The following is a 26,683-nucleotide window of genomic DNA, read 5'->3' as shown; positions in this document are numbered from 1 at the left end:
ATGGGCACCCATGTTGCCGCGGCGCAGCAGGCGTCCGCCGGAACCGCCGGCGCAGCCGGTACCGAAACTGAGAGCCCGACCCGCACCGGCCTGCTGATCATCGGCGCCAGCCAGTCCGGCGTCCAGCTCGCGGTATCGCTCCGGGCGCTCGGTTTCGAGGAACACATCACCCTGCTCGGCGATGAGGACCACCGGCCCTACCAGCGCCCGGCCCTGTCCAAGGAGTTCCTGCAGGGCACGGTGGGGAGCGAATCCCTTATCTTCCGCTCCAACGACTACTGGGCCGAGCACAACGTGGAGCTGGTCAAAGCCGAATACATTGTCAGGATTGACAAGGACGCCGACGGCTCCGGCGTCGCGTATTCCACCTCGGGCAGGCAATTCCCCTTTAAGCGCCTCGCCCTCACCGTGGGCGCCCGCGCCCGGAAACTGAAAATAGCCGGCGGCGACCTCGAGGGCGTGCTCTATCTGCGCAACGCCGACGACGCGCTGGCGCTCAAGGCCCGGGTGGGGGACGCGCAGGATGTTGTGGTGATCGGCGGCGGGTTCATCGGCCTCGAAGCTGCGTCGAGCCTGCAAAAAATGGGCAAAAACGTCACCGTGCTGGAATTCGGCCCGCGGCTGGTGGGCCGCGCCGTCGGCGCGGAAACCGCCGAGTACTTCCTGCAGGCGCACCGCGCCCGCGGCCTGGACATCCGGCTCAATACAAGCGCCAAACGCTTCACCGCAGCCGCAGGCAACGCAGGCGCCGTCGCCGTCGCCGGCGTCGAGCTCCAGGACGGCACGGTGTTGCCGGCGCAGATCGTGCTGGTCGGCATCGGCGTCAGCCCCAACACCCAACTCGCAGAACAGCTTGGCCTCGCCGTGGACAACGGGATCGTTGTGGACCGTTTCGCGCTGGCATCGGACGGCACCACGGTGGCGATCGGTGACTGCGCCAACATGCCCAACCCCGTGCCCGGCTCGGAACCGGGTGAGCGGATTCGGCTGGAAAGCGTGAACAATGCGATTGAACACGCCAAGGTGGCCGCCTACTCGCTCACCGGCAGGCGCGAGGAATACGCCGGCATCCCGTGGTTCTGGTCCAACCAGGCCGAGCTGAAACTCCAGATCGCCGGGCTCTGCAACGGCTACGACCAGACGGTGCTGCGGCCGGACAGGGAACGCGGCAAATTCAGCGTTCTCTACTACCGCCTGGGCCAGGTCATCGCCGCGGACTGCGTTAATGCTCCGCTGGACTTTATGGCCGTCAAAAACGCCCTTGCCCAAGGGCGCAACATCCCCGCCGGCGCCGCTGCCGACCCAACTACGCCCCTCAAAACGATCACCACGGACAGCTAGCCAGCAGGCCTGCCCACCCGAAGGAGAATCATGACTGCCCCCCACACCTCGGCTGCCGCCACCGGCGCCGCGAACCCGGTTTCCGAAAATCCGGCTGGAACCAGTCCCGCGGCTGTTGATTCCGCGGCTGCGGAGTTCGCAGCCGCATACCCGGTCCGGCCGGTCCCGGCGCCGGGACCGGTAGACACCGCCCCGATCGCCACCACCCCGGCAGCGCTCGGGGATCTCGACGGGCTCTGGCGCACCGTAGTGCACGAGACGCGTACCCGCGGCAATGACATCCACCTGCCGATCTCCCTCGCCTTCGCCGAAAGACTCTGCCGGGCCTACCCCAACGCTGACGCTGAACTGGTCCGGGTGGCCACCCTGCTGCACGATACCGGCTGGGCCCACGTGGATGAGTCCCGCATCATCTCAGAGGGTTTCGCGGGGGATTGGCGCAAGGCCGCCATTCGCTACGAACACGAGAAGCAGGGCTGCGACGTCGCCCGGCGGGTGCTCCCGGGCCTGGGCTATAACACCGAGTTCATTGACCGTGTGTGCGAGATCATCGACGGCCACGACACCCGCCCGGTAGCCAAGTCGCTGGAGGACGCGTTGATGCGCGACGCAGACCGGCTGTGGCGCTTCGACCAGGCCGGGGTTGCCTTGGCCTCGTCCTGGTTCAAGCTGGACCCCGCCACCTACACCGACCGTCTGGCCGCGGAAATAGTGCCCGAACTCATCACCCAGGCCGCCCACGACATGGCCAGCGCCGACCTGGACCGCTCCAATGCCCTGCTGAAGACGGCAGTCATCCGATGACTGCCGCCACACACAACAGCCGTGCCCTGGCCCTCCGCGCCGCCCTTCAGCTGCCGTACACGCACGTTGACAACATCTTCGTCGACGGCGCCTGGAGGTCCGCGGGCGGCACCGGCCGCAACCCTGTCACCGACCCCGCCACCGGCGAAGTCTGGGGCTCCGTCCCGGACGGAACCGCCGCGGACGTCGACTCCGCCGTCGAGTCCGCACGCACGGCCTTCGATGGCGGGGAGTGGCCGCGGCTGGCACCCTCGGACCGCGCTGCGTACCTGCTGCGCATTGCCGAAGAGGTAGAGAAGCGCGCCGGGGAACTGTCGCTGACCAACACCCGCGAGAACGGTTCTCCGGTCTCGGAGTCCGCCGGGGCGGCGGCCAACGCCGCGGGCATCTTTCGCTACTTCGCAGGCCTGGCCGGCTACCTTGAGCGGGAGGACGTGCGGGCTTTCCCCCGGGGCGGCGGCGAATCCGTAGTCCGGCGCGAACCGATCGGCGTCTGCGCCTTGATCGCGCCCTGGAACTTCCCGATCAACCTTGTGGTGATCAAGCTCGCCCCGGCGCTGCTGGCCGGCTGCACCGTGGTGATCAAGCCGGCGTCGCCCACCCCGCTGTCGCTCCGGGTGATCATCGATGCGATAGCAGCGGCTGGTGTTCCTGCCGGCGTCGTTAACCTCGTCACCGGCTCCGGACGGTTGGGCGATGCGCTGGTGAAGCACCCGGGAGTGGACAAGGTGGCCTTCACGGGTTCGACGCCGGTTGGCCGGAAGATCGCGGCGGCCTGCGGCGAGCTGTTGCGTCCCGTGACCCTGGAGCTCGGCGGGAAGTCCAGTGCGATCGTGCTGCCGGACGCCGATCTTGAGGAAATGTCCAAAGTCCTGATCCGCTCCTCCATGCGCAACACGGGGCAGACCTGCTACATCTCGACCCGGATCCTGGCGCCGGCCAGCCGGTACGAGGAGGTGGTGGCCATGGTCACCAGCACCATCGCGGCCGGAAAGCAGGGCGACCCGCTGGATCCGGACACGGTCTTCGGGCCGTGCGCCACGGAATCCCAGTACCGGACCGTGCTGGAATTCGTGGAGTCGGGCCTGGCCGAGGGCGCCCGAGCCACCACCGGCGGTCGCCGCGCGGCACTGGGCGGCGGGCTGGAAGGCGGCTACTTCGTGGAACCCACAGTGTTTGCCGACGTTACGCCGGACATGCGGATCTCCCGGGAGGAGATATTCGGTCCGGTGATTTGCATCCTCAAATACAACGACGCAGGTGGCAGTGTTGATGAGGCGGTTGCGCTGGCGAACAACACGGAATTCGGCCTCGGCGGGCTGGTGTTCGGCCGTGATCAGGAGGCAGCGCTGGCCGTGGCGGACCGGATGGACACCGGCTCGGTGGGCATCAACTTCTTCGCTTCCAACCATGCGGCTCCTTTCGGCGGCCGGCACGATTCCGGGCTGGGCACCGAGTACGGGGTCGAGGGCCTCACCGCCTACTTGAGCTACAAGTCGATCCACCGGAAGGTCTAGGGGCCGCCGCGCACTCCGCCCGGGCCCGGTCTCACTTTTCAATAACGCGGGGATAAGGAACAATCGAAATGGCAAGTATGCTTATCAATCTCGATTGTGACCGGAGGAGCTGACATGAGGGCGCTTACGTGGCAGGGAAAAAGGTCAGTCAGTGTGGAGACGGTTCCGGATCCGGTGATCCAGGAGCCGACGGACGCCATCGTCAAAGTCACGTCATCGGCGATTTGCGGCTCTGACCTTCACCTGTACGAGGTCCTGGGTCCGTATATGAAGGCCGGCGATATCCTCGGCCACGAACCCATGGGGATCGTTCAGGAGGTCGGCTCCGGCGTCCGGAACCTCAAGCCGGGCGACAGGGTTGTGATCCCTTTCAACATTTCGTGCGGTCATTGCTGGATGTGCAAACGGGGTCTGCAGTCCCAGTGCGAAACCACCCAGGTCCACTCCCACAACAGCGGTGCGAGCCTGTTCGGGTTCTCCGAGTTGTACGGCTCGGTCCCCGGCGGGCAGGCCGAGTTCCTGCGGGTTCCGCACGCGGATTATGGGCCGGTGAAGGTCGGGCACGAGCTTCCCGACGAGCGGTACCTCTACCTTTCCGACATCCTGCCCACGGCTTGGCAGGGGGTCCACTACGCTGACGTTCCCGACGGCGGGACACTCGCCGTCTTTGGTCTTGGCCCGGTGGGGCAGTTCGCCAGCCGGATCGGCCGGCACTTGGGCCACCGGGTCATCGCCGTAGAGCCGGTTCCGGAACGCCGCCGGATGGCCGAGCGGCACGGCGTGGAGACCGTTGATTTTACGAAAGACATTGGTGACCAGCTCCGCGACATGACCGATGGCAGGGGCCCCGACGCGATCGTCGACGCCGTCGGGATGGAAGCGCATGGTTCGCCGGTTGGCGCCTTTGCGCAGAACGCCGTGGGGCTCCTGCCCGATGCGCTGGCCAGGAAGGTGATGGAGACTGCCGGTATCGACCGGATGTCGGTCCTCCATGCAGCTTTGGATTCCGTGCGCAGGGGAGGGACCGTCTCGCTCAGTGGAGTATACGGCGGCACCGCAAGCCCCATGCCATTGATGAGCATGTTCGACAAGCAGATCCAACTCCGGATGGGCCAGTGCAACGTCCGGCGCTGGACGGACGAGCTGCTTCCGTTTGTTGAGGATCCGGCAGACCCGTTCGGCGTTATGGACCTCAAAACCCACGAAGTCGCCCTCGACGACGCCGCCGGGGCCTACGAGATCTTCCAGAAAAAGGAAGACGGCTGCATCAAGGTTGTGCTGAAGCCCTAGCGGTGAGTTGCCAGTGGCGCTGACGCCTCGTGCACACCGTGTTCGGGAGCGTTTCCCGGCCCAAGGGACCGGCCTGGACGCGGCCACCATCGAACTCCATCATTTCCGCGGTCTGAGAGGCCCGCGGCTCGGGCCCTCGGGTCAATCTGCGCTAGCGCCTCCCCTGACTGCCCGGGAGCCCGCCGGCCAACGCTGTGCGCGCAAAAAGGTGCTGACCAACCCGTCAGAGGGGGTGTCCGCCACGGCGGACACCCCCTCTGACGGGTTTTAACCGCCGAATGCGGTGAGATGGTGCTGTGATGCCTCCAGGAGGCGGGTGAAGACGGTATTGGCATCGGGTGCCGTGGTGGCGTTCTCAGCGGATGTGGCCAGGCTTTGGATGTCGGTCTTCTCGACGGTTCGCCCGACCGCGAGTGCGCCCTCCTGGCTGGCTTTGCCCTGGGCGAGTAGCTCATCGTAGAGCTTCTGGAGGCTGTCATCTGAGAACACGCCCGCCGTGTGGTCAACGGTGGGATCAGTGACGCCGTAACGATCCATCAGGTTCCGGACGGCCTCAAGGTGCTTGGACTCGGAGTTCGCGACCCGGCTGAATACCGGGGTGCCGTACAGACCGGCGAAGGTGGTGTACAGATCATGGGCCAACAGTTCCTCCTCGGCCATATAGACAAGTTCTGCCCGCTGCTCATCCGTCATGGTCCCGGTGGAAGTGCTCCCGGCGTCCGGACCCGAGCCGGATCCCCGTCCTGAGCCCTGACCCTGGCCCTGACCGCCGGCCTTGCCATGGCCCATTGAGCTGCCGCCGGCCTGCCCGCCTGTGCCGCGGGCGTTGCCGTTCGTGGGCTGCGCCTGCCCGCTCTGCTGGTGCTGGCCGTTCTGCCCGCCCTGTACGACGGCGGCCACGCCGGGCCCCGCCACGAGAGCGGTAATGACGGCGCTGCCGGCGATTGCTGCTGCAATCATGGTCTTCTTTCGCATGGTGTGCACCTTGTTCGATTGCCGGAAAACCAGCTTGTATACACAGAATGCCGCCCGCGTGTGCAGTGCTGCTGGCGACCGTGTGCAGATTGTGTGGAGATTCGTTCCTCCTGCCTTCCGGCGCAAAAGCTGGCATTAGTGTTAGCTCCATGCCCACCGTGCTGGTCGTCGAGGACGAAAAAGACATCCGTGAAGTGCTGCGCCGTTACCTGGAACGGGCGGAGTTCTCGGTCCTGACCACTCCATCGGGCGCCGAAGCACTGCGGCTTCTGCCGTCCGCTGACCTGGTGGTGCTGGATCTCGGGCTGCCCGACGTCGACGGCACCGACGTCCTCCGCGAGATTCACAGGCTCGGAAGCCTTCCGGTGATAGTGCTGACGGCGCGCAGCAGCACTGAGGACCGGATCCGTGGTCTCGAACTGGGAGCCGACGACTATGTGACCAAGCCCTTCAGCCCGCATGAACTTGTCCTGCGGGTGCAGGCCGTGCTGCATCGCTTCGGAGGCGTCCCTGCTGCGGACGCCGCGGCGAGCTATGGTGACGGCAGGCTGCGAATCGACCCCGGCCTGCACAAGGCGTGGCTGGATGGGAACCTGCTGGACCTGACCCCAACAGAATGGGGCCTGCTGGACGCTGTGGCGGCATCGCCGGGACGGGTTTACTCGCGGTACGAGCTGGTGAACCGTGTCCGGGGTTACGAATATGCCGGTTACGAGCGCACCATCGACTCCCACGTCAAGAACCTCCGGCGGAAGCTCGGACCCCGAGCCGCAGACGTCTTGGAAACGGTGACCGGCGTGGGTTATCGGCTGGGCCTGCACCGCGACGAGCGGAAATGAGGCGGGCTGGGAAGGGCCTCGGACAACTCGGGAAGCGTCTGTTGCTGGCGTTTGTGCTGGTGGCTGTTTCGTCGGTTCTTGTGCTGGTCGCAGCTGCACTGATCGGGGTGGACCGTGGTGTTCATGCAGCACAGCAGGCGGACCGAGAACAGCTGGCCGCGGCGGCCGCCGCTGCCGCCGCGGGCGCCTATCAACAGGCTGGCGGGTGGGACGGCGCCGATCTGAGTCGTTCCCTGGCCATCGGTGACGCCGCATCGGCCCGCCTGAATATCGTCGACGCCGACGGTAACTTGCGGGCCGGCTCCGGCAACCCGGCCCGGGGAAACGCCGGCCAGGCAGATTCCAGCGGTCAGGGAGCGGTGACCGCTGATGTCGTCGTCGATGGCACTCGAGTCGGTGCAGTGCGGGTCAGTCTCGGAGGGAACGGAGGGAACGGTGGAACGAGGATCCTCGACGTTGCCTGGACGTGGATCGCCGTCGCTGCAGTGGTGGCACTGACAATGGCTGTCGCCGCGAGCTGGTTCGTCACACGGAGGCTTGTCCGGCCAATCCGCAGCATGACGGAGGCGGCGCGTGCCTTTGGCGCGGGAAACCGGAACGTCCGCACAGCCGGGGATGCACCTGGCGAACTCGGCGACCTCGCCCACGCCCTCAATGACATGGCGGACGCGGTTGTCCGGTCCGATACGGAACGGCGCAACCTCACCGCAGATGTGGCACACGAGCTGCGCACGCCGCTCGCGGCCCTGCAGGCAGGGCTCGAGGAACTGCGCGACGGACTCATGGAACCGACGCCGGCCGGTCTGGCCGGATTGCACGACCAGTCGCTCAGGCTCGGCCGCGTTGTGGCCGATCTCGCCGAGCTCTCCGCCGTCGAAACGGCGGCGTTGTCCCTGGACCTGGCACCCGTGGACCTTGCCGCGCTCGCTGCCGATGCACTCTCCCGCTCAGAGCCGCAGTTGCGGGCGGCCGGCCTGGCGACGGAGCTGGAAAGCGCCGGTCCCGTGTGGGTCAGGGCCGACGGCGATCGCCTGCACCAGGCAGTCGGCAACCTGCTGGCCAACTCCGCGCGCTACTGTCGAAAGGGCGGCAGGGTAACCCTCAAGGCGTTGGCCGACGGCGGCGAGGCCGTGCTCACCGTCGCCGACACCGGCCCGGGAATCCCCGCCGAGGAACTGCCTCACATCTTTGACCGGCTCTGGCGGGGGAGGGCCGCAGAACAGATCGCCGGCTCCGGCATCGGGCTCGCCCTGGTCCGCGAAATCGTGACCAGCCACGGCGGAACCGTCCAGGCGGCGTCAACCCCGTGGGAAGGGACCACGATCTCCCTGCATTTGCCCCGCCTCCGCTGAGCCGAACGGCCGCACCTTCCGGCGTCCTGATGCGGGGTCACTACGCGCCCGCCCCAGCCGGTGGGATGGGCGCGTAGTGACCCCGCATTGCTTTGGATCAGGCGAACAGGCCGTCGCCGACGAATCCGTCCTCACGGCACCCCGGCGGGATGGCGAACACAGCGGAGCCGACCGGCGTCGTCCACTGATTGAGCATGTCCATTTGATCGAGCCGGCGCTGGATGGGCGTGAACTGCCTGTCGACGTCGGCCTGGTAGGCGACGAAGATCAGCCCCGAGTCCGAGACCCCTCCGGCGCCGGGAGCGGCGTCGTAGTTGTAGGCCCGGCGAAAGATCCGCTGGGAACTGTCCTCCGGCCGGGCCCGGCGCAGGTGTGAGACGTCCGAGATGACCGGGAACCCGAGCTTGGACTTGGCGGTCAGGTCCGGCTCGTCGTGTTCCTGCGTCCCGGTCAGGGGTGCGCCGTTGGACAGCCGGCGGCCCACGGATTCCTCCCGGCCCACGCGGTCCGCCTCGTCCCATTTGTCCAGGTTCATCGCGATCCGGCGGACAACCACGGACGTGCCGTTGGCCGTCCATGCGGGTATTTCTCCGCCGCCCCAGACCACGCGCTCGTTGTCCGGGCCGCCGGGCGCCGGGTTCGACGTCCCGTCCACCTGGCCGAAGAGGTTCCGCATGGTGGTCCCGGATTTTTCACTGCCGTAGGAACGCCGGAACCCGGTCTGCACCCAGCGGACGGTCGCGAAGCTCCGGCTGTCTTTCAGGAGCATCCGTTGGGCATGCGCCACGGTCAACGGATCATCCGCGCAGATCTGCAGCAACAGATCACCGTCGGAGAATCCGGGCTGAAGCCGGTCGATGCTGAAGGCCGGCAACGGCTTCAGCCAGCCCGGCGCCCGGGCGGGGTCCACCGCGGCAACCAGGCCGGGGCCGAATCCGAACGTGACCGTCAGCCGGGCCGGCACCTGGGCCAGTTCGCCCTCGGTGTCGGCCAGGGCTGGCTTTCCCGCGCAGAGGTTTGCGGCGTCGTCGCTGAGCAGCCGCAAGAGCGCCTTGACCGCGGCGCGCGTCGTTCCGGGCCGCAAATCCAGGGCGACAAAAACGCCGTGGGCCTGCGCCGCCGTCGTGATGCCCGCCTGGCGGTCGCCGTGAAACGGAACAATGCCGCTGCCGTGGACGCTCTCCGCGGGATCATCCGGGGCGGGGTTCCCCGCCTGCTGGACGCCCGCCCCGGCGAGGTGGGCGCCGGCCGCGGCCAGCGCCCCCAGCCCGGCGGCGGCGCCGCCGAAGAGCAGTCCGCGCCGCGGCAGTTTCCACGGGGCATCGGGCTCCCCACTGCCCGCGGTTGCGCCGGCGGGCCGCTGGTCCCCGGCGCTCATTTTGAGGTCGACGACGGCGCCGAACCGGGTGCGCTGCCGGTGCTGGAGGGCTGGCCGTGGGACATGCCGGTGCCTTCTTCTTCGACATAGTTCTCGTGGGCGCCGCTGAAGTCTTTCGCCACGGCGGTGAATTCGAAGCTGCCGCCGCCGGCCAGCTCAAGCGTGAACGTGACGTCAGCACCGGGGTTGATCGGCGCGGTAAGCCCCATCAGCATGATGTGGTTGGCGCCTGGCTCAAGTTTCAGTTCGCCGCCGGCAGGGATCACAAAGCCGCCCTGCTTGGCCTGCATCTGCATTGCGCCGTTGGGTCCCATGGCTGTTTCGTGCAGCTCGACCATCCGGGCCGACGGGGTCGAGGCGCCGGTGACGGTGATGTCGGCGTCGGAGGTGTTCTTGAGGACGCCGAAACCGCCGGTCATACCGGAAACGGCGGCCTTGACCCACGGCTGGCTGACCGCCAGCGCGGCGGCCGCATTGGCCGGGGTGGTGGCGGTGGCAGACGGGGATCGTGCCGGCGTCGAGGCTGAGGGGGCGCAACCGGCGAGTGCCAGGGCCGCCGCCGCGAGAAGGGAAAGGGTAGGGTAAACGAGCTTCTTGGACATGGCGATACTCCTGAATCGTCGCAGCCGGCCGCAGCGGGCCGGCCCGGTAAGTGTTATTCGCTGGGGGATTGCGTGTTGCGCTTGATGCGCCGAAGGCCGATAAATGCCAGATAGATGCCGAGACCGGCGGCCGCAGCGGTTCCGGCGGCAGGCATCCAACCCGGTACGCCGTCACCCGTGCCGTTTGCGGCGGCCCCGCTGGGTTCACTGCTGGCACCAGCGCTGGCGGAGGCCGCCGGCGGCGCGGCGGCAGGATTTCCGACATGAATCCGGTAGCCGCCACTGATCGGGTGACCGTCTGCAGAGACCACCCGCCAGCTGACCTGATAGCCGCCGTCGGGGAGTTCCGGGAGCGCCTGGGTCAGTGTTTCCCGGGTGAGGACCGGTGCGCCGGCTACCCAGTTCTTGTCGTTGTCATCGACGACCCGAACCTCATGGCCGAGCACCAGCAGGGGCGAACTGAAGGACAGGATGATGCTGGCGGGACTCTTGTTCAGGCGCTTATCGGGCGCTGGACTGGACGAAATCAGCTGGTCGTGGGCGAAGGCCGCCGGTGCTGCTGGGAGGCTGGCGCCTACGCAGAGCAGGAGGGCGGCGAGCAGTGTTGCTCCCAAGCCAGGATTCCGCCATGTTTTTAAGCTATTTCTTGTCATGGCTGCTTCCCGCCCTGGCGCCGTCTTGGCAGCGTTGCATGGGCGCATCGGGTGAAGGCGCAGGGCGCCTAGGACACGAGCGGAAGCAGGGGAGGTCCGCGGTGGCGCATCACCAGCAGGGGCGCGCCGAGGTTCCGCAGCGGCCTGACGGGCTGGCTGGCGGGCAGTGCGGCTGCGGCCGGACACGCCGGCAGGGGCTGGAAAAGCGGGAGGAAAGCCGTCACGTGCAGCCGCATCGCCTGCGCCAGCCGGACGGCGGCGACCTCGCCGTGGCGCAGGATGGCCACGGTCAGGACGGCGGCAACGGCGTGTCCCAGCCACATCAGCGGCGAGGCGTGGTCCGCCCTGGGGGAAAAGACCGTTCCGGCGGCAGGTTCCAGCAGGGACGAGTGGGTCAGGTGGCCGCCGGCCGGAGCGCCGGAAACATGCGGAGCCGCTGCCCAGCTGAAGACCCAGTGGAAGAGTCCCTGGCTCAAAGCCACGCCGGCGGAGAGCCGCCACAGGGACAGTCCGCGGCCCGTGAGTGCGGTGCAGGCCAGCCCGGACAGGGCCAGCGTCAGGAGGAGCAGGGGAAGTTCGGGAGCGTTCCCGCCGGCCAGGAAGTGCGAACCGGCGGCGATGGAAGTCGCGACGGCGGCGCCAATCCAGCCGCGTACAAGGCGCAGACCGCGTGCCGTCATTCTTCCTCCTTGCTCACGGGTAATTCTACCGGCTGTCGAAGACTTCATTGGTGCCTCCTGGGGTTCCGGCTCGGATACCAGGCGTGTGTGATGCAGTAACGTCATAATGCCAGCAGCTTTGTGGAGTAAATCGGTCGGGAGAGACGTGAAGGATCAACAGGGGCCAGCGTCCGCTTCCCGCGCGGGACGTGCTGTTGAACGGACCAAGGGAAGCCCTCTCTGGAAAACCGTCAGCGCTGAGCTGCTGCAAGAGGTCCTCGCCGGGGCGTTTGAGGCAGGTTTCCCCGGTGAGCTGGAACTGGCCCAACGCTTCGGAGTAAGCCGCGGCACGATCCGGGCCGCCCTGGCACCCCTGCGCGATGCCGGACACATCACCGCGCACCCCGGGAAGAAACCTACGGTGGTCGCCGGAAGAAGTACGGTGTACGGACCGATCTATAGCGTCCTGGCGTCGATCCGGGAGTCGGGGATGAAACACCGGAGTGTGGTCCTGGAACAGCACCTGGTGGTCAACCCGGAGGTGGCGGCAAAGCTTTCCCTTGATCCGGACGCCGAGCTCTTCCACCTCTCGAGGATCCGCCTCGCCGACGGTGAGCCGATCGGCCTGGACCAGGCCTGGCTCCCTGCAGTGACCGCCGAGAAGCTGCTCGAGGCGGACTTCCGCGACGCGTCCCTCTACGGGGAGCTGGACCGGCGCTGCGGCGTCGTACTGGACGGCGGTACGGAGCAGCTCACTGCCGTGCCCGCCACCCCCGCACAGGCAGCCCTCCTTGGGTGCCCGGACAGCTCCCCGTTGTTGTTGATCGAGCGGACCGGCTGCCATCGGGCGCGCGACCTCGAATTCCGGCGCAGCTATGTCCTGGGCGACCGGGTGGCGATTTCCACCGCCTTCGGTTGCAAGGCCACTCCGCCCCCTCGGGGCTAAGCGGTCCACTGAACGCGAGGCACCGGGCAGCGATCCTCAGAGGTTGCCCTCTTCACGAATGCCCACAGCAGCAGGGCGATGGAGAGGCCCGCCAGCACGGGCTGGATCGGTTCGAAGTACTGCATGGCGCCGGAAGTGCCAAGGGCCAGCAGGACGAGCTTGTTGCAGACCGGGCAGCCCACGGCAAAAAAGGAAACGATGGTGCCGGCAGCCCCGAACCGGCCTTTGCTGTCGGGTTCTCCGTCGCTGGACTCGCCGTCGGCCGCAGGTTCGCGGGAAACATAGGTGGCCAGCAGCAATCCGGTGAGGAGGGCTGTAACGCCGAGGACCGGGAACGACCACCAGGTCGGCGGGACCTCACGGCTGAAAAGTGGCGTGTCGATCAGGTCCGTGGGCACGGCCACGACGAGGTAGGTGGCGGTGGCGGCGGCGGCCACTGCCAGCCAGCGCCGCCCCGGCCACTGCGCCAAGGCCGATATCAGGGCTTCGTATTTACTGCGGATCATCGGGCATCCCTGTCTTTGTCCGGCCCGGGCCGGGGACACCGCCGGCCTGGTTGGTCACGGTCTCCGGCACACTCTGTGGTTTGACGGCTCCGGGGGCCTTTTCGGGGGGCGTGGTTGGCTCGCTTCGCCTGCTCTTGAAATACAGTGCCATGCCGATCGCGAGAACGAGGGCCGCGACCCCGGCGACAACGAGGTCGGAGATGCCCGCGGCAGCCTCCGTGGCAGCCGATTCTGCGCGGAACTGGTCCTGAACAGTCAGCGCACCGCCCAGCCCCGCCGTCCCGTCGCTGACCAGCAGGAGCACGCCGACGCCGACGGAAATGACGCCGGAAATGATCATCAGCCAGGAATTCGACCACTTCCCGATGGTGAGCGGCCGCGGCCGCAACCAGCGGCGGCCGGAGATGCCGAGCCGGTCCCACAGGAGGGCCAGGACAAAGAGCGGCAAAGCCATCCCGAGCGCGAAGACCGCCAGGAGCACGCCGCCATAGACGGCGTTGCTGCCCACTGCGGCCACGGTCAGGATGGAGCCCAAGATAGGGCCGGTGCAGACCCCGGCGACACCATAGACGGTTCCCAGGGCGAAAACGGACAGCCGGGAAGACCCGGCGCCGGCCGTGGGCGTGAGCCCGGAGGGAAGCCTGATTGCGGCGATCTGGGCGGAGCCCAGGAGGATCACCAGGGCCGCCGAAACGCCGATCAGGGCTGGCCGGTGCAGCGTGACAAGGGAGCCGAGTGCCCCGGCGAATATGCCCAGCGGCACCAGGGTGCTCAGCAGACCAAGGTAGAACAGTCCTGTCCGTGCCACCAGCCGGGTTTTGGTGGAGAACGCGTAGGCAAAGAATGCCGGCAACAAGAGCGCTGAGCAAGGACTCAGCAGGGTAAGAACGCCGCCAAGGAATGCGCCCGCGTAGCCGATGTCCATTTCACTTGCCCTTGGCGGACTTCAGGGCAGCATCGATCGCCTTCTCAAAGGAGGCCAGCGGCTGTGCACCAACGAGGGGGGTGTCGTTCACCAGGAACGTGGGAGTGCCGGTTGCGCCCAGGGACGCGGCCTCCTGGGCATCTTTCGACACCGCCTCCTTGAGTGCCGCGGAGTCGAGATCCACTTCGAATTTTTTCAAGTCGGGGATTCCTGCATCGCCGGTAAGCTGGATCAGCCGCTCCCGGGGCAGCTCGGCGTGGCCGCGCTCCGGCGCGATGGCGTAGAGGGCCTTGTTGTATTCCCAGAACCGGCCCTGCTCGCCCGCCGCGCGACCGGCGACGGCGGCGGCGGATGACTGCGCCCCAAAGACCGGCAGGTCTCGCCACTCCACTCTCAAGTCGCCGCGGTCGACGTATTTCGCCACCAGCGGGGGAAGGGTGTCCCGGGAAAACAGCCCGCAGAAAGGGCAGCGGTAGTCGGCGTACTCCACCAGGACGACCGGAGCATCCGGGCTTCCGATCGCCGTCGGATCGCTTGCTTTCCTGCGGGACATGTCCAGTTTTTCGCCGGCGGGTCGCTTGGGGTCCCGGGACTGCTTCCCTTGTTCGGTGTCATCTTTTTGGGTCGCTGCACTTTGGTAGGAGAGCAGTCCCACGAACAGCAACAGCACGGCGATGCCTAGTGCCGGCAGCACGATCGATGCAGTGCGTCGGCTGCGCTTGGCGGCTGCGGGCTCCGGTTTGGTCAACGTGGGCATCTGGGCTCCTCAAGCATTTCATCGCAGGAATGAAATGTTTAGACATTTAGTAGTGTTCGACGCTACGCGACATCAGTGCTGTTGTAAAACACCCGGAATCCCAATGCGGAACCCGGTCAGAGGCGTGGCCGCTTTGACGCCTGCCCGATTTCGAAGGAATGTTTGTACATTGCCGCAGGGCGGCCGCTAGCATGCAGGAAGCGGCCCGGCCTGGCTCTGAAACGGGCGGGCCCAACCAAGCCGAAGGAGATTGTATGTCTGAATTCGCAGCAGATCATGATGCCGGACACGCCGTAGACAACGGAGGGGGCCCTCCGGAGGAACGCGCTGGCGGCGGTCGGCGCGGTCTCGTGGCCCATGCGGCCGGTCCTTTGCCGGACGGTGCACTTGCCGGGGTGCTGCGGAGCAGCCAGAACGCTGTTGCGGCGCTCGGACCAGAGGTTCCCGTCGAGGCTGTCATCCAGGGGCCCGGCGTGGCCCAATTGGCGGAGGGCTCAGCGTTCGGCGAAGCCATCTCCACCGCCGTCGCCGGCGGTGTCCGGGTGCTGGCCTGCGGGAACAGTCTGCGTTCGGCGGGGGTGCCGGCGGAGCGACTGCTGCCGGGCGTCGATATCGTTCCGGCGGCCATCGCCCACCTTGCCGAACGCCAATGGGACGGCTGGGCGTACATCCGTCTCTAACCTGCGCTCCGCCGCCGAGGCCTGCAGGCTCAGTCCTGCGGTCGCGGCTTGGTGGGGAACAGCGGGCGGCAGTCGGTGCAGACGTCGACGCCGGATTCCGGCGATCCGCTGCGGCCCAGCGTGACTTTGCGCTCCAGCTCCAGTCGGCCGTGCAGGGCCCATGCCATCACAGCCAGGGACAGTAGGCCCGCGGCGACCTGGACCGGCGGCACTGCCTCCCTAGCCGAGCTCGCCCACACCGCGCCGAAGAGGCCCAGGACGGGCCAGCGTAGATCGCACAGGGTGGCCGCCGCGCCGATCGGGGTGTTGACATAGCTGCCTGCCAGGAAGCCGGCCAGGATCGACGCCGCGCCCACCAGGGCGTAGCCCGTCCAGCCGGTGCCGGCGCCGGCAATCATGCCGTTGGCGCCTAGCAGGAAGAGCGCGGCGATGCCGGCGGCGACGATGGTTGAGACCACGCGTGCCCGGGACCAGTTGCCGAGCACCTGCGCGAGTTGCCGCGCACGGCCGCGGCTTTCGGGTATGTCAGGGGTGCCCGTGCCGACGTTCCCTGTGGGGCCGCTGTCGCTTGTCATGGCTGCTCCTGGATTTTGCCGGGACGTCGTGGCTGCCGGGCGGTCCAGATGATCACGGTGGCCACCATGGTGATGGAGAGGAACCCGAGCCCGGAATACCCGACTGCGGCAAGTACCGGACCGGCCAGCGCGCCGCCGGTCGCTCCGGCTGCGTTCATGCTCAAGTCGGAAACGCCCTGGATCGCGGGCCGGTCCTGCACATGGGCTGACTCGGCCACCAAAGCAGACCCGGCAACCACGGAGGCAGACCAACCCAGCCCCAGCAGGATTAAGCTCGCTGTCACGGCAGCGCTGGAATCCGGCGCAACTCCGGCCAGCACCAGCGACACCAGCAGCATGCCCTGGCCCAGCAGGATGGTCGGCAGTCGCCCGACTTTGTCCGACAGCCAGCCGAAAACAGGTGACAGGGCGTACATGCCGGCGATGTGCAGGCTGATCGTCAGGCCGACCACCGTCAGGCTTGCCCCGTGGTCGCGCAGGTGCACGGGCGTCATTGACATAAGCGCCACCATAGTGGCGTGGCTGAGGGCGACGGCGGCCACTGCGTAGCGAGCCCGGGGGCTGCTGCGCAGAATCCGCAGACCGCTTTTGGGCTGGGGTGCCTCGAGATCGGGCACTCGGGCGGCCATCGCGGTGAGGAGCGGGTCCGGCCGCAGGCCTGTCGCATAGACGCCGGCGGCCAACAGTTGCGCGGCCACGGAGAAGGCGAAAGCGCCCGTCAACGGGGGCAGGCCAAGGGCTCCTCCGACGGTCTCACCGGGGCCGAACAGATTCGGGCCCAGGACGGCGCCGATCGTGGTGGACCACACCACAATCGAGAGGTCCCGGCCCCGGGAGCCGGGGCGGGACAGGTCGGTCGCGGCGAAACGAGCCTGCAGATTCACTGCGGAGCCCGAGCCGAGGAGCATGAGGCCCAGCAGCAGCAACGCGAAGACGCCCAGCGCGGCGGAGGTGATTGCCGTGACGGCGCCGGCGCCGGCAACCAGGGCGCCGGTGGACAGCGAGATCCGCCGGCCGCGGGCCTGGGCCAGCCGGGCGAGGGGGACGGCGGCGAAGGCGGCGCCGAGGGTACTCATTGTGGCGGCCATGCCGGACCACGCGTTGGACCCGGAGAGCTGCGCTGCCAGCAGGGAACCGAGGGACAGTGTTGCTCCCATGCCGATGCCGCCGAGGATCTGGCCGCCGACGAGGATGAAGACCACGCGGCGCTGGAGGCGCTTATTATCCAGGCCGGGCTGGGTCGTGGGGGCGCTTCGCGCCGGGCGATTGGCCTGGACTGGCTTCAAGCCTTCCGGCAGTTCCTTCGTGTTCATGGCGATCCTTCAGGCTCCCGGACGTGGCCCCTGCAGCCGGGGACTTCTTCAATATACCCTATGGGGTATTTTGTGCCACGCCCGCTACGAAGACCTTTTGGCCCGGCCGTAGACCCGGAAACCGACGGCCCACCGGCGGTCACCAAGGATCTGCCTCGGCTTCCCGCTAGAGTTCAACGAGAACCAGCCACACCGCCACCTTTCCGTGACGGAGAACTACCGGGAGTCATCTTTGCGGCAAGGATCCACGCCCACCATCCGAGACGTGGCGGCGGCCGCAGGAGTTTCCCCTACCACCGTCTCCTACGTGCTGACCGGCCGCACCGGCAGCAGCACCCGGATCAGCCAGCCCACCCGGGACCGCGTCCGTGCCGCAGTCCGAGACCTGGGCTACGTGCCCAACCGGGCAGCCCGAGGGATGCGGCGCGGACGCACCGACGTGGTGGCCGTCGCCATCACCGACCTCGAGGATTCCTGGGACCGTGGGCTCGCCGCGGCGGCCGTTCGGCTCCTGCCCGGGCACGGCTACCAGCCGGTGATCCTCGTGGGCGAGAGCTGGCGGCAGTTTATGCTCTCCGGTGGCGCCGACGGCGTTATCCTCGGCTCCAAGCCGGCGAACCGCAGCATCGGCGACGTTGCGACGATGAAGGAGCTCACTGCCCGCGGTGTCGCCCAACTGGTCTTCTCCGACTCGGCGCAGGCGGATGGTGTCGACGCTCTGGCGCCGGGGGCACCGGCGGCGGGTGGCCCCGCCGAGCGCGCTGTCACGACCCTGCTTGCGCGGCTGCCGGAATAGTTTCCCGCACGGGCCGCGCCGGACGGGGAGCGGCGGCGTTAGGCGTCCCGCAGCGGTCGGCGTGCCAGCCAGGCCGCGACGATGGCGCCGGAGACGTTGTGCCAGACCGAGAAGACGGCTGACGGCAGGGCGGTCAGCGGGCTGAAGTGCGCCGTGGCCAGGGTGGCGGCCAGGCCGGAGTTCTGCATACCGACTTCGAAGGCCAGCGCACGGCGGGCCTTGTCATCCAGACGCCCCAGCTTGCCGGCCAGGTACCCCAGGCCCAGGCCGAAGCCGTTGTGCAGCACCACGGCCAGGAACACAATTCCGCCGGCGGCGACGATCTTGCCGGCGCTGCCGGCGACCACAATCGCCACGATCAGTGAAATCACGACGGCGGAGGCCCAGGGAAGGGCCGGGAGCACCCGGGCCACGAGCTTCTTGAGGAAAAAGCGGGCCAGCAGGCCGGCGATCACCGGCAGGAGGACGGTCTTGACGATGTCCAGAACCATGCCGCCGGCGTCGATCTGCAGGTAGGAACCGGCCAGGAACAGCACCAGCAGCGGCGTCACGATCGGGGCGATCAGGGTGGACACGGAGGCGACGGCGACCGAGAGGGCTACGTCGCCCTTGGCCAGGAATGCCATGACGTTGGACGCCGTGCCCGAGGGTGCGCAGCCGACGAGGATCAGACCCACAGCCAGTTCCGGCGACAGATTCAGGGCGACGGCGATCAGCCAGCCCGCGCCGGGCATGATGAGGTAGTGCGCCACGATCCCGAGGACCACGGCCCAGGGGCGTTTGGCGACCGACGCGAAGTCGGGCGGGGTCAGGGTCAGGCCCATGCAGAACATGATGATTCCCAGCAGGTACGGGACGCTGGGGCTCAGGGGTTTGAGGGCGCCCGGGAACAGGTAGCCGGCGACTCCGGCGATGAGGACCAGCAGCGGGAATACGGTCACCGCGATGCGAGCAATCCTGGCCTCAACGGCGAGGGCGGGGTTGATCGGGACCGCGTCAGCGCTGGGCTCCTGGGCGGACTGCGGGTTTTTCGTTGCCTCAAGCATCCAAACATGGTGCCACTGGGGCCGCTCCGGAGCCAGTTCGTGAACGCTGCGCGGGAGAATATGTCGGATTCTAGCTGAGCCGCAGGCGCGGACCCTGGATGGTTAGGCGGTGCGGCTGCCAAGCATGGCGATGAAGTCATCCGCTTGTGCGAGGCTGCGGGCCATCTTGGCGCGCTGATGCGTCGCCCGCCCCAGGATTTCCACGAGCCGGTCAGTGGACCCCGGCGCGTCCGGTCCACCCGCGAGCAGGCCCAGGATCTCGGACATTTCCTCCAGCGAGAACCCCAGCGGCTTCATCTGCTTGATAACAGCAAGCCGTTCGAAATCATCCTCCGAGTACACCCGGAAGCCGCCGTCGGTGCGCGCGCTGGCGGGCAGGAGTCCAACCTCGTCATAATGGCGGATCGTCCGCAGGGACAGCCCGGTGCGTTCGGCCAGTTCACCGATGTGCATGGTGCTGGTCTTAGCGCTCATGAGGGGCTCCATCCTGTTCAAATTTAAACCCTACCATCACGTTAGGGTAGAGTTTGGGTAGTGGGGTTGAGACGTTCCTTGCGAAATCCCCCCTCCCCGCGCGGCAGTGCGCCCCAGACATTAGCAAAGCGAAGCCGCATTCGCGCGTCTTCTTGACCATGAACGGAGCCAGAAATGGCCGTCAAACCAGCCATGAATGCCCCGGCATTCACGCCCGAGCAGTTGCAATCCGTCCGGGGGACCCTAATGTCCCCCCGCCGGCTCAAGACCGAGGTGCTGGCCGGACTCGTTGTCGCGCTGGCCCTGATCCCGGAAGCCATCGCCTTCTCGATCATCGCCGGCGTTGATCCGCGGATCGGCTTGTTCGCCTCCTTCACCATGGCCGTGACCATCGCTTTCGTCGGCGGCCGCCCCGCGATGATCTCCGCGGCCACCGGTGCGATCGCCCTGGTCATCGCCCCGCTGGTGAAATCCCACGGAGTGGACTACTTCGTCGCCGCCGTGATCCTCGCCGGCATCTTCCAGGTCATTCTCGGGCTCTCCGGGGTGGCGAAGCTCATGCGGTTCATCCCCCGCTCGGTTATGGTCGGGTTCGTCAACGCCTTGGCCATCTTGATCTTTATGTCCCAGGTTCCCGAACTCCTCGATGTCCCGTGGCTCGTTTACCCGCTCGTTGCTTTGGGCCTGGTCGTTGTCTTCGGCCTGCCGAAGCTGACCAAAGCCGTTCCGGCACCACTGGTCGCCATCGTAGTTCTAACCCTCATCACCGTGTTCGCAGCCGTCGCGGTCCCCACCGTGGGCGACAAGGGGGAATTGCCCAGCTCGCTGCCGACACTGTTCATTCCCAACGTGCCGTTGAGCCTCGAAACCCTGCAGGTCATCTTCCCCTTCGCCCTCGCCATGGCCTTCGTCGGACTCCTCGAATCCCTGATGACCGCGAAGCTGGTCGACGACGTCACAGACACCCGCTCCCATAAGACCCGCGAAGCCTGGGGCCAGGGGGTGGCCAACATCGTCACCGGGTTCTTCGGCGGCATGGGCGGCTGCGCAATGATCGGCCAGACCATGATCAACGTGAAGGCCTCCGGCGCCCGGACAAGGATCTCGACCTTCCTCGCCGGTGTCTTCCTGCTGATCCTTGTTGTGGTCCTGGGCGGCATCGTCTCCATCATCCCGATGGCCGCGCTGGTCGCGGTGATGATCTTCGTTTCCGTCGCCACCTTCGACTGGCACAGCATTCGGCCCCGGACCGTGAAAATGATGCCCAAGAGCGAAACCGCAGTTATGGTCGCTACCGTCATCGTCACCGTCGCAACCCATAATCTGGCGATCGGCGTCGGCGTCGGCGTTCTTGTCGCCATGGTGATGTTCGCCCGCCGGGTTGCCCACTTTGTCACGGTTGAACGGTCCCTCGTGAACATCGACGGCCACGAAACCGCCAAATACGTTGTGGACGGCGAACTGTTCTTCGCGTCCTCCAACGACCTCTACACCCAGTTCGACTACGCCCTGGATCCCGGGCACGTCCTGATCGACATGCACGCCTCCCACCTTTGGGACGCCTCGACGATCGCCGCCCTGGACGCCATCACCGAGAAGTATCACCACCACGGTACGGACGTGAAGATCATCGGCCTCAACGACGCCAGCGCCCTCATGCGCGAACGCCTCGGCGGCAAGCTCGGCGCCGGTCACTAGGCTGGGCCCCTCCGCAGTCAGGGCTTTGGTTTGGTTGCTTTGCCGTCCAGCCAGAGCACGTCCGCCTCATCGCGGTGCACGCCGGAGGACCCGATGTGCCGGGCATCGATCCGCGGCCCGCTCTTGATGACGTGGACCAGGGCCATTCCATGACCCCGCCCGAGCCCGTAGTCCGCTTTGAGCCATTCGAGGATGGTCCCAGCCTGCACTGAAGGATCGGCGAATCCTTTTTCCTCGGCGATCTGCACGAGCCGGCGCGGGGTGAGGCCGGTTTTGTCTTCGATGGTGTCCAGATAGGCCTGGAACGACATGTCGGCGTCCTTTCATCGGGCTGCGGGTTCCTCCGTCACTCTAAGGACAGCCCGCCCGCCGCGCTAGAGCGTTTCATTCCGGACCGGGCGCGCTCCGGCCCGGTTGCCCCTGCCCGGAAAGGGAACGGTACCCGGCCGGTGCGTGCCGCCGGCTTCGGTAGGCTCAACTGCAATGATTGTCCCGTCCAAGGAGCAACCCGCTATGGCGTCCAAAAGTCCGACAATTCTTGCGACCTCCGGCGGCTACAAGCCGGGCGCACGGACCAGGCTGGAATTCAACAAACTCGTGCACTACGCGGTGGATTTGTCCGGTGTCACCGGGCGGGCACCCAGGATCGCCCACCTGGGCACCGCCAGCGGGGACCAGCGGTGGTTCAACTCCGAGATCAGCGAAGCGGGCAACGTCGCCGGATTCCAGCTCACGCACCTGAACCTGTTCAGCATGCCCAACGTCGGCAACATCGAGGAGTACCTGCTCGGCCAGGACGTTGTGTGGGTGAACGGCGGTTCAGTGGTTAACCTCCTGGCCGTCTGGCGCGCCCACGAACTGGACGCAATCTTCCGGCGCGTCTGGCAGGCCGGAGTGGTGTTGGCGGGCGTGTCGGCCGGATCGATCTGCTGGTTCCGCGGCGGGACAACCGACTCGTTTGGTCCTGAACTGCGCGCCGTGAGTAACGGCTTGGCCCTCCTCCCTTACGACAACGGGGTCCATTATGATTCCGAAGCAGCACGCCGGCCCCTGGTGCACCGTCTGGTGGCGGAGGGAACATTGGGCGAGACCCACTGCACCGACGACGGTGTGGGCCTGCTCTACCGCGGGACCCAGCTGGTGGAGGCAGTGACGGAAACACCAGGCAAGGCTGCCTACCGCGTGACGCTGGCCGCGTCAGGCGGCTCCACGGCCGAAGTAGTCGAGGAACGCCTCGATCCGACCGAGCTCTAGGAGTTCCTACCCCTGCGTCAGCCGATAGCGCTCGATCTGCTTGAGCCGCCGCTGGAGGCTGTCCCGCCGCGGGTGTGGGACGGCGTCGGCCGGTTCGGCGGTGAGGTCGACATGTTTGGTGCCGTACTGCCAGAGCAACAGGTCATCCAAGAGACGGTCCGGGCCGGGGGAGTAGCGGTGGTCCAGGGCCCTGCGGACCTCGGTGATCCGGTTGGCGCTCAGCAGCCCGGCCAGCTGCATGGTCTGGTTCAGGCCGTGGGCGGCCATCAGTTCGGCGGCCCAGCCCCAGTCGTCGTCGACCTTCCGGTCCACGTGCGGCAGCAGTGTACGCCAGACATCGCGGATCCGGTTAGGGGTGAGCTGGGCGGCTCCTTCGCCGTCGATGTCCCAGTAGCTGCGGACTTCCTCGTAGCGTTCGTGCAGGTCAGCGAACGCTCCCTCCACCGTTTCCAGCATCGCGGCCGTGGCGGTGAACTGGCGGTCGAAGTGCGGCGTCCACGCGCGCGGATCCTCGGCCTTGAACCGGATGTCGTGCTCGATCTCGCTCCAGGCGTGCGCGAACACGGTGCGGATCTGGCATTCGAAGAAGTAGCTGCCATTGGGCTGGGCTTCCGGGTTAAAGGCTTCCTGATACTCCTTGACGGCCTCGTTGTGGATCGTCCGCAGGATCAGGTGCCGGCTGGAATAGCCGTACGTCCCCGACTCGATCGAGCCGATGTCCTTCTCGCGGTCGCCGCGGCAGTCAAAGAGCTGACGCTGGCGCTTGATCAGGTTGGCCACGACGGCGTTTTCCGCGGGCAGCTTGGTGATCACCCGGATGCCCACCATGTCGTTCAGGGTCCGGAACGCGTCCGGGAACTTCAGCACCGGCGGACCGCCCGGCTCCAGCGGTTCCTCGGTCCGTGAAATCTTCTCCCGGAAGGATTCAACAGTCTTGGTCCGGCCGGTGACGAACAGCGGTGTCACCTCGGTGCCCTTGAGCATGGCCCGAAGTGTCAGCAGGACCTCGCGGGTGACCAGCTTCAGGGCAGGTCGCACCCGCTCGTAGAGTTCTACGTTTTCCTGCACGGATTCGCGCAGGTTCGGGTCCAGTCGATCCCAGTTGCTCGCCATGGTCCCAGCTTACGGCCGCGGTACGACGGCGGAGGGCTGACACCCCCGGGGTCGGCGGCGCGACCTGAAACTGCGGCTCGGCGGGAGTGCGGCCCTGCCTCCGGCGCGGAGTCGCCTTGCGCCGTGCCGCGCGGCGGTCAGGGCGCGGCGGTCAAGGTAGGCTCAGCAGATGGCTGATGTGCGGCGTCGGGCTTTGATCGCGGCCGCAGCGACGGTGACTTTGGGGGCAGTCTTCGCCGACTGCTCGCCGGGCCCCAAGGAGGACAGTGTGAAGCGGCATAGGTACAGCTACGGCGATGACCCAAGCCAGTGGGGGGAGCTCTTCCTGCCGGAGACTGCCGCCGCCAAGGGTGTGGTGGTGGTCATCCACGGCGGCTACTGGCGCTCGCAGTACGGCGCGGAACTCGGTGAACCCCTGGCCAAGGACCTCGCGGCGCACGGCATGGCTGCGTGGAACCTGGAATACCGACGAGCCGGCAACGGCGGCGGCTGGCCACACACCTTCTCCGACGTACTCGCCGGAATCGACAAGCTCGGCGACATTGCCGGCGACCACCGACTCGAGTTGGGCAAGGTCGTTGCGCTGGGACACTCGGCCGGCGGTCATCTCGCGGTGTGGGCCGCCGGACGGTCCCGCCTCGCCCGGCTTGGGGCCCCGGACGCGGACCGCCAACTGCTGCGCAGGGGCGACGACGGGGCGGTGCAGCTGACCGGTGTCGTCAGCCAATCGGGTGTGCTCAACCTCGCTGAGGCCGAGCGGTTGAACCTCAGTAACGGCGCCGTCAGCAACCTGTTGGGTGGTTCCTCGGAGAAATACCCAAAGCGGCATAAATACGCTGATCCGATCAGCGCGGTCCCACTGACAGTACCCGTCTATGCCGTTCACGGCATGGACGACGACACCGTTCCCGTGAGCCAGTCCGACTCGTACGCTGCGGCGGCAAAGTCGGCCGCCGCACCGGTTCAGCTGGTGAAAGTCCCGGGCGATCATTTTGCCCTGATAGACCCCAAGGCGGGCGCGTACCGGAAGTGCCGCGAACTGGTCCAGTTGCTGCTGGGCTGAGCCCTTCGGTGGCATGCGCCACCCGGTGATAGCGTGAGCCCTATGCACGTTGAAGCTCCCGCGGTCCTGCGCGCCCTGGCAGGGGGCTTCCCTAAGTTCATCCGTGCGTTCGCGCCCCGCCACCCGGCCCAGGTGATCGTGCTCGGCTTTGCCGCGGCCGTCGCCGCCGGTACCGGACTGCTCCTGCTTCCCGTGGCTAAGGCAGGCGATGACGGGGCGAGCGTGCTGGAAGCCTTGTTCACCGCGACCTCCGCCGTCTGTGTCACCGGCCTGATCACCGTGGACACGCCAGTTTTCTGGAGTGGATTCGGCCAGGCGGTCATCCTGGTCCTGATCCAGATCGGCGGCTTCGGGGTGATGTCCTTCGGCACGCTGCTCGGGGTCCTGACGGCACGCCGACTGGGCCTGCGGTCCCGGATTTCCGCAGCCGCTGAGACCAAGAGCAGCGGCTTCGGCGACGTGCGCCAAGTACTCGTCGGGGTCCTGGCCATCAGCCTGGCGGTGGAGGCGGTCCTGGCGCTGGTGCTGGCGATCCGCTTTATGGCCGGGTACGGCTATCCGCTTGGCGAAGCGCTTTGGCACGGAGTGTTCCACTCCATCTCCTCCTTCAACAACGCCGGATTTGCCCTGTATTCAGATAACCTCATGGGGTTTGTCGGCGATCCCTGGATCTGTCTGCCGATCGCTGCCGCAGTGATCGTTGGTGGACTTGGCTTCCCGGTACTTTTTGAGCTCGGGCGCCAATACCGGCGGCCGATCCACTGGAGCATGAACACCAAACTCGTTCTCGTTGGCTCGGCCATCCTCCTGGTCGGCGGCGCCGCGTTCCTGACCGCCGTCGAATGGGCCAACCCGGCAACGCTGGGCGGGCTGCATCCGGCCGAGAAGGTGCTCGCAGGCTTTTTCCAGTCCGTCATTACCCGGACCGCCGGGTTCAACAGCATTGACATCGGGCAGATGAATCCAGTGTCCTGGCTGGGCATGGACATCCTGATGTTCATCGGCGGCGGCCCGGCCGGAACTGCGGGCGGCCTGAAAATCACCACGTTCGCTGTCCTATTCTTTATTCTCAGTACCGAACTCCAGGGCGGGACCGCCGTAAACATCTTCGGCAAACGCCTGTCCCGCGCAGTACACCGCCAAGCCATTACCGTCGTGCTGCTGGCAATCGCGCTAGTCACGGGCGCGACGATGTTTCTGATGCTGGTCACCGACTTCGGGCAGGAACGGATCCTGTTCGAGGTCATTTCGGCGTTCGCCACTGTAGGGCTCTCCACCGGCATCACAGCCGCTATTCCGCCGGTGGGTCAGCTCGTGCTGATCGTGCTGATGTTCGTCGGGAGGCTGGGCCCGGTGACGCTTGGCGCCGCCCTGGCCCTGCGCGAACGCCCCGTGCTCTACGAATTCCCCAAGGAAAGGCCACTCATTGGCTAGGAACATCTTCTCCTCCCATGCCGCTGCAGCCGTTGACAAGGCGTCGTCGGTGGTGGTTATTGGACTGGGCCGCTTCGGCGGCTCGCTGGCCCTGGAACTTGAGGCGCAGGGAACCGAAGTTCTCGGCATCGACTCCAGCGAAGAAATCGTCCAGTCCTTCAACGGCCGCCTGACCCATGTGGTCCGGGCGGACTCCACCAAGGAAGAGGTGCTTCGCCAGCTCTCGGTCCACGAATTCGACCGGGCGGTGGTCGGGATCGGCTCGGATATCGAAGCGAGCATCCTGACAACTTCCCGGATCCTCAAATTCCGCCGGCCCCAGATCTGGGCCAAGGCCATCAGCGAACCGCACGCCGAAATTCTTGGCCAGCTCGGCGTCGAACACGTCATCCGGCCCGAACATGACATGGGCAAGCGCGTCGCGCACCTGGTCCTCGGCTCGATTCTTGACTATGTCGAATTTGAGGACGACTTTGTTATGGTCCGGACCAGCCCGCCGTCGGGCATCCGAGACCGGCCGCTGGGTGTGCTCGGCCTCAGGGACAAGTACGGAGTCACGATCGTGGCGGTCAAACGGCCGGGCGGCAAATGGGGCCACACCACGGCGCAAACGGTGCTCTACGACGACGACCAGATCATTGTCCAGGGCAGCAAAGCCCAGGCCGAACGCTTCAGCACGATGTCCTGACCCCC

28 protein-coding genes are annotated in these 26,683 nt (G+C 66.8%); 14 read left to right on the top strand and 14 right to left on the bottom strand.

Features of this window, described 5'->3' with window-relative positions; all coding sequences use genetic code 11:
- From QMG72_RS06775 to QMG72_RS06760, 4 genes are all read left to right on the top strand, one after another.
- Positions 1–1,341, top strand: coding sequence for an NAD(P)/FAD-dependent oxidoreductase (locus QMG72_RS06775; protein WP_226773498.1), 1,341 nt, complete (start codon positions 1–3; stop codon positions 1,339–1,341).
- Positions 1,342–1,371: 30 nt separating this feature from the next.
- On the top strand, positions 1,372–2,145 hold the full coding sequence (locus tag QMG72_RS06770; RefSeq protein WP_282359454.1) for an HD domain-containing protein: 774 nt from the start codon (positions 1,372–1,374) through the stop codon (positions 2,143–2,145).
- Positions 2,142–3,662 carry an aldehyde dehydrogenase family protein gene (locus tag QMG72_RS06765; protein WP_283480091.1) on the top strand — a complete coding sequence of 507 codons (1,521 nt, stop codon included), beginning with the start codon at positions 2,142–2,144 and terminating at the stop codon, positions 3,660–3,662. The genes QMG72_RS06770 and QMG72_RS06765 overlap by 4 nt, the downstream gene beginning before the upstream one ends.
- A 114-nt stretch (positions 3,663–3,776) precedes the next feature.
- Positions 3,777–4,952, top strand: a complete 1,176-nt coding sequence (locus QMG72_RS06760) for a zinc-dependent alcohol dehydrogenase (protein ID WP_283480090.1) — start codon at positions 3,777–3,779, stop codon at positions 4,950–4,952.
- A 267-nt stretch (positions 4,953–5,219) separates the two neighbouring features.
- On the opposite strand, the gene QMG72_RS06755 is transcribed toward QMG72_RS06760, so the two are convergent.
- Positions 5,220–5,927: a ferritin-like domain-containing protein gene (locus tag QMG72_RS06755; RefSeq protein ID WP_283480089.1), complete on the bottom strand. Its 708-nt coding sequence runs from the start codon at positions 5,925–5,927 to the stop codon at positions 5,220–5,222.
- A 149-nt stretch (positions 5,928–6,076) separates the two neighbouring features.
- Here QMG72_RS06755 and QMG72_RS06750 point away from each other — a divergent pair, with 149 nt between their 5' ends.
- The gene (locus QMG72_RS06750; protein WP_283480088.1) at positions 6,077–6,766 is read left to right on the top strand and encodes a response regulator transcription factor; all 690 of its coding nucleotides are present in this window, start codon (positions 6,077–6,079) and stop codon (positions 6,764–6,766) included.
- Positions 6,763–8,118 (top strand): sensor histidine kinase, encoded by a 1,356-nt coding sequence (locus tag QMG72_RS06745; RefSeq protein WP_283480087.1) that lies wholly within the window; start codon positions 6,763–6,765, stop codon positions 8,116–8,118. Before QMG72_RS06750 ends, QMG72_RS06745 begins: the two co-directional genes overlap by 4 nt.
- Before the next feature lie 97 nt (positions 8,119–8,215).
- On the opposite strand, the gene QMG72_RS06740 is transcribed toward QMG72_RS06745, so the two are convergent.
- The 4 genes from QMG72_RS06740 to QMG72_RS06725 form a co-directional block, all read right to left on the bottom strand.
- Positions 8,216–9,496: a Dyp-type peroxidase gene (locus QMG72_RS06740; RefSeq protein ID WP_283480086.1), complete on the bottom strand. Its 1,281-nt coding sequence runs from the start codon at positions 9,494–9,496 to the stop codon at positions 8,216–8,218.
- Positions 9,493–10,098: a copper chaperone PCu(A)C gene (locus tag QMG72_RS06735; protein WP_282359461.1), complete on the bottom strand. Its 606-nt coding sequence runs from the start codon at positions 10,096–10,098 to the stop codon at positions 9,493–9,495. The genes QMG72_RS06740 and QMG72_RS06735 overlap by 4 nt, the downstream gene beginning before the upstream one ends.
- A gap of 53 nt (positions 10,099–10,151) precedes the next feature.
- A complete protein-coding gene (locus tag QMG72_RS06730; RefSeq protein ID WP_283480084.1) occupies positions 10,152–10,712 on the bottom strand; it encodes a copper resistance CopC family protein in 561 nt (186 codons plus the stop codon).
- A 107-nt stretch (positions 10,713–10,819) separates the two neighbouring features.
- The gene (locus QMG72_RS06725) at positions 10,820–11,431 is read right to left on the bottom strand and encodes a hypothetical protein (RefSeq protein WP_282359463.1); all 612 of its coding nucleotides are present in this window, start codon (positions 11,429–11,431) and stop codon (positions 10,820–10,822) included.
- Positions 11,432–11,576: 145 nt separating this feature from the next.
- Here QMG72_RS06725 and QMG72_RS06720 point away from each other — a divergent pair, with 145 nt between their 5' ends.
- Complete coding sequence (locus QMG72_RS06720) at positions 11,577–12,356, top strand: GntR family transcriptional regulator (RefSeq protein WP_283480083.1); 780 nt, start codon at positions 11,577–11,579, stop codon at positions 12,354–12,356.
- Here the strand turns inward: QMG72_RS06720 and QMG72_RS06715 are convergent.
- Genes QMG72_RS06715 through QMG72_RS06705 form a run of 3 tightly spaced genes read right to left on the bottom strand, consistent with a single transcriptional unit; the run spans position 12,353 to position 14,544 of the window.
- The gene (locus QMG72_RS06715) at positions 12,353–12,862 is read right to left on the bottom strand and encodes a hypothetical protein (protein ID WP_282359465.1); all 510 of its coding nucleotides are present in this window, start codon (positions 12,860–12,862) and stop codon (positions 12,353–12,355) included. The two genes, QMG72_RS06720 and QMG72_RS06715, sit on opposite strands and share 4 nt — an antisense overlap.
- Positions 12,849–13,787, bottom strand: a complete 939-nt coding sequence (locus QMG72_RS06710) for a cytochrome c biogenesis CcdA family protein (protein ID WP_283480082.1) — start codon at positions 13,785–13,787, stop codon at positions 12,849–12,851. Before QMG72_RS06710 ends, QMG72_RS06715 begins: the two co-directional genes overlap by 14 nt.
- 1 nt (position 13,788) lies before the next feature.
- A complete protein-coding gene (locus tag QMG72_RS06705) occupies positions 13,789–14,544 on the bottom strand; it encodes a DsbA family protein (RefSeq protein ID WP_283480081.1) in 756 nt (251 codons plus the stop codon).
- 254 nt (positions 14,545–14,798) lie between these two features.
- On the opposite strand from QMG72_RS06705, the gene QMG72_RS06700 reads away from it, so the two are divergent.
- Entirely contained in the window at positions 14,799–15,224 is a 426-nt protein-coding gene (locus tag QMG72_RS06700; protein WP_282359468.1) for a DsrE family protein, read from the top strand.
- 29 nt (positions 15,225–15,253) lie between these two features.
- Here the strand turns inward: QMG72_RS06700 and QMG72_RS06695 are convergent, their stop codons facing one another.
- Entirely contained in the window at positions 15,254–15,799 is a 546-nt protein-coding gene (locus QMG72_RS06695) for a hypothetical protein (protein WP_283480080.1), read from the bottom strand.
- Entirely contained in the window at positions 15,796–17,112 is a 1,317-nt protein-coding gene (locus tag QMG72_RS06690; RefSeq protein ID WP_283480079.1) for an MFS transporter, read from the bottom strand. Before QMG72_RS06690 ends, QMG72_RS06695 begins: the two co-directional genes overlap by 4 nt.
- A gap of 265 nt (positions 17,113–17,377) precedes the next feature.
- Here QMG72_RS06690 and QMG72_RS06685 point away from each other — a divergent pair, with 265 nt between their 5' ends.
- Positions 17,378–17,908 carry a LacI family DNA-binding transcriptional regulator gene (locus QMG72_RS06685; protein ID WP_226773504.1) on the top strand — a complete coding sequence of 177 codons (531 nt, stop codon included), beginning with the start codon at positions 17,378–17,380 and terminating at the stop codon, positions 17,906–17,908.
- A 38-nt stretch (positions 17,909–17,946) separates the two neighbouring features.
- Here QMG72_RS06685 and QMG72_RS06680 read toward each other — a convergent pair whose 3' ends face one another.
- Together QMG72_RS06680 and QMG72_RS06675 are read right to left on the bottom strand one after the other, a co-directional pair.
- The gene (locus QMG72_RS06680; RefSeq protein ID WP_226773505.1) at positions 17,947–18,954 is read right to left on the bottom strand and encodes a bile acid:sodium symporter family protein; all 1,008 of its coding nucleotides are present in this window, start codon (positions 18,952–18,954) and stop codon (positions 17,947–17,949) included.
- Between the two features lie 102 nt (positions 18,955–19,056).
- The gene (locus QMG72_RS06675; RefSeq protein ID WP_226773506.1) at positions 19,057–19,428 is read right to left on the bottom strand and encodes a MerR family transcriptional regulator; all 372 of its coding nucleotides are present in this window, start codon (positions 19,426–19,428) and stop codon (positions 19,057–19,059) included.
- 174 nt (positions 19,429–19,602) lie between these two features.
- On the opposite strand from QMG72_RS06675, the gene QMG72_RS06670 reads away from it, so the two are divergent.
- A complete protein-coding gene (locus QMG72_RS06670) occupies positions 19,603–21,126 on the top strand; it encodes a SulP family inorganic anion transporter (protein ID WP_283480078.1) in 1,524 nt (507 codons plus the stop codon).
- A gap of 17 nt (positions 21,127–21,143) precedes the next feature.
- Here QMG72_RS06670 and QMG72_RS06665 read toward each other — a convergent pair whose 3' ends face one another.
- Positions 21,144–21,437, bottom strand: coding sequence for a DUF4287 domain-containing protein (locus QMG72_RS06665; protein ID WP_226773508.1), 294 nt, complete (start codon positions 21,435–21,437; stop codon positions 21,144–21,146).
- Positions 21,438–21,639: 202 nt separating this feature from the next.
- Between QMG72_RS06665 and QMG72_RS06660 the strand changes: the two genes are divergently transcribed.
- Entirely contained in the window at positions 21,640–22,380 is a 741-nt protein-coding gene (locus tag QMG72_RS06660) for a Type 1 glutamine amidotransferase-like domain-containing protein (RefSeq protein WP_283480077.1), read from the top strand.
- 6 nt (positions 22,381–22,386) lie between these two features.
- Here the strand turns inward: QMG72_RS06660 and QMG72_RS06655 are convergent, their stop codons facing one another.
- Positions 22,387–23,493: a GTP pyrophosphokinase gene (locus QMG72_RS06655; protein ID WP_283480076.1), complete on the bottom strand. Its 1,107-nt coding sequence runs from the start codon at positions 23,491–23,493 to the stop codon at positions 22,387–22,389.
- A gap of 268 nt (positions 23,494–23,761) precedes the next feature.
- Here QMG72_RS06655 and QMG72_RS06650 point away from each other — a divergent pair, with 268 nt between their 5' ends.
- From QMG72_RS06650 to QMG72_RS06640, 3 genes are read left to right on the top strand one after another with little or no spacing between them, the layout of a single operon-like run.
- Entirely contained in the window at positions 23,762–24,556 is a 795-nt protein-coding gene (locus QMG72_RS06650) for an alpha/beta hydrolase (protein WP_226773517.1), read from the top strand.
- Between the two features lie 42 nt (positions 24,557–24,598).
- A complete protein-coding gene (locus QMG72_RS06645) occupies positions 24,599–25,990 on the top strand; it encodes a TrkH family potassium uptake protein (RefSeq protein ID WP_283480075.1) in 1,392 nt (463 codons plus the stop codon).
- The gene (locus QMG72_RS06640; RefSeq protein WP_226773512.1) at positions 25,983–26,678 is read left to right on the top strand and encodes a potassium channel family protein; all 696 of its coding nucleotides are present in this window, start codon (positions 25,983–25,985) and stop codon (positions 26,676–26,678) included. The genes QMG72_RS06645 and QMG72_RS06640 overlap by 8 nt, the downstream gene beginning before the upstream one ends.
- Positions 26,679–26,683 lie beyond the last annotated feature (5 nt).

The organism is Pseudarthrobacter sp. PH31-O2, assembly GCF_030063265.1.
Taxonomy (GTDB): Bacteria; Actinomycetota; Actinomycetes; order Actinomycetales; family Micrococcaceae; genus Arthrobacter.
This window is presented reverse-complemented; position numbering and strand designations above follow the sequence as displayed.

Coding starts and splice junctions, on each gene's coding strand:
- QMG72_RS06715 (WP_282359465.1), bottom strand. CDS start 12,862: ATGATCCGCAGTAAATACGAAGCCCTGATATCGGCCTTGGCGCAGTGG.
- QMG72_RS06755 (WP_283480089.1), bottom strand. CDS start 5,927: ATGCGAAAGAAGACCATGATTGCAGCAGCAATCGCCGGCAGCGCCGTC.
- QMG72_RS06695 (WP_283480080.1), bottom strand. CDS start 15,799: ATGACAAGCGACAGCGGCCCCACAGGGAACGTCGGCACGGGCACCCCT.
- QMG72_RS06775 (WP_226773498.1), top strand. CDS start 1: ATGGGCACCCATGTTGCCGCGGCGCAGCAGGCGTCCGCCGGAACCGCC.
- QMG72_RS06745 (WP_283480087.1), top strand. CDS start 6,763: ATGAGGCGGGCTGGGAAGGGCCTCGGACAACTCGGGAAGCGTCTGTTG.
- QMG72_RS06740 (WP_283480086.1), bottom strand. CDS start 9,496: ATGAGCGCCGGGGACCAGCGGCCCGCCGGCGCAACCGCGGGCAGTGGG.
- QMG72_RS06735 (WP_282359461.1), bottom strand. CDS start 10,098: ATGTCCAAGAAGCTCGTTTACCCTACCCTTTCCCTTCTCGCGGCGGCG.
- QMG72_RS06750 (WP_283480088.1), top strand. CDS start 6,077: ATGCCCACCGTGCTGGTCGTCGAGGACGAAAAAGACATCCGTGAAGTG.
- QMG72_RS06710 (WP_283480082.1), bottom strand. CDS start 13,787: ATGGACATCGGCTACGCGGGCGCATTCCTTGGCGGCGTTCTTACCCTG.
- QMG72_RS06705 (WP_283480081.1), bottom strand. CDS start 14,544: ATGCCCACGTTGACCAAACCGGAGCCCGCAGCCGCCAAGCGCAGCCGA.
- QMG72_RS06665 (WP_226773508.1), bottom strand. CDS start 21,437: ATGTCGTTCCAGGCCTATCTGGACACCATCGAAGACAAAACCGGCCTC.
- QMG72_RS06670 (WP_283480078.1), top strand. CDS start 19,603: ATGGCCGTCAAACCAGCCATGAATGCCCCGGCATTCACGCCCGAGCAG.
- QMG72_RS06765 (WP_283480091.1), top strand. CDS start 2,142: ATGACTGCCGCCACACACAACAGCCGTGCCCTGGCCCTCCGCGCCGCC.
- QMG72_RS06655 (WP_283480076.1), bottom strand. CDS start 23,493: ATGGCGAGCAACTGGGATCGACTGGACCCGAACCTGCGCGAATCCGTG.
- QMG72_RS06725 (WP_282359463.1), bottom strand. CDS start 11,431: ATGACGGCACGCGGTCTGCGCCTTGTACGCGGCTGGATTGGCGCCGCC.
- QMG72_RS06675 (WP_226773506.1), bottom strand. CDS start 19,428: ATGAGCGCTAAGACCAGCACCATGCACATCGGTGAACTGGCCGAACGC.
- QMG72_RS06660 (WP_283480077.1), top strand. CDS start 21,640: ATGGCGTCCAAAAGTCCGACAATTCTTGCGACCTCCGGCGGCTACAAG.
- QMG72_RS06680 (WP_226773505.1), bottom strand. CDS start 18,954: ATGCTTGAGGCAACGAAAAACCCGCAGTCCGCCCAGGAGCCCAGCGCT.
- QMG72_RS06770 (WP_282359454.1), top strand. CDS start 1,372: ATGACTGCCCCCCACACCTCGGCTGCCGCCACCGGCGCCGCGAACCCG.
- QMG72_RS06690 (WP_283480079.1), bottom strand. CDS start 17,112: ATGAACACGAAGGAACTGCCGGAAGGCTTGAAGCCAGTCCAGGCCAAT.
- QMG72_RS06700 (WP_282359468.1), top strand. CDS start 14,799: ATGTCTGAATTCGCAGCAGATCATGATGCCGGACACGCCGTAGACAAC.
- QMG72_RS06760 (WP_283480090.1), top strand. CDS start 3,777: ATGAGGGCGCTTACGTGGCAGGGAAAAAGGTCAGTCAGTGTGGAGACG.
- QMG72_RS06645 (WP_283480075.1), top strand. CDS start 24,599: ATGCACGTTGAAGCTCCCGCGGTCCTGCGCGCCCTGGCAGGGGGCTTC.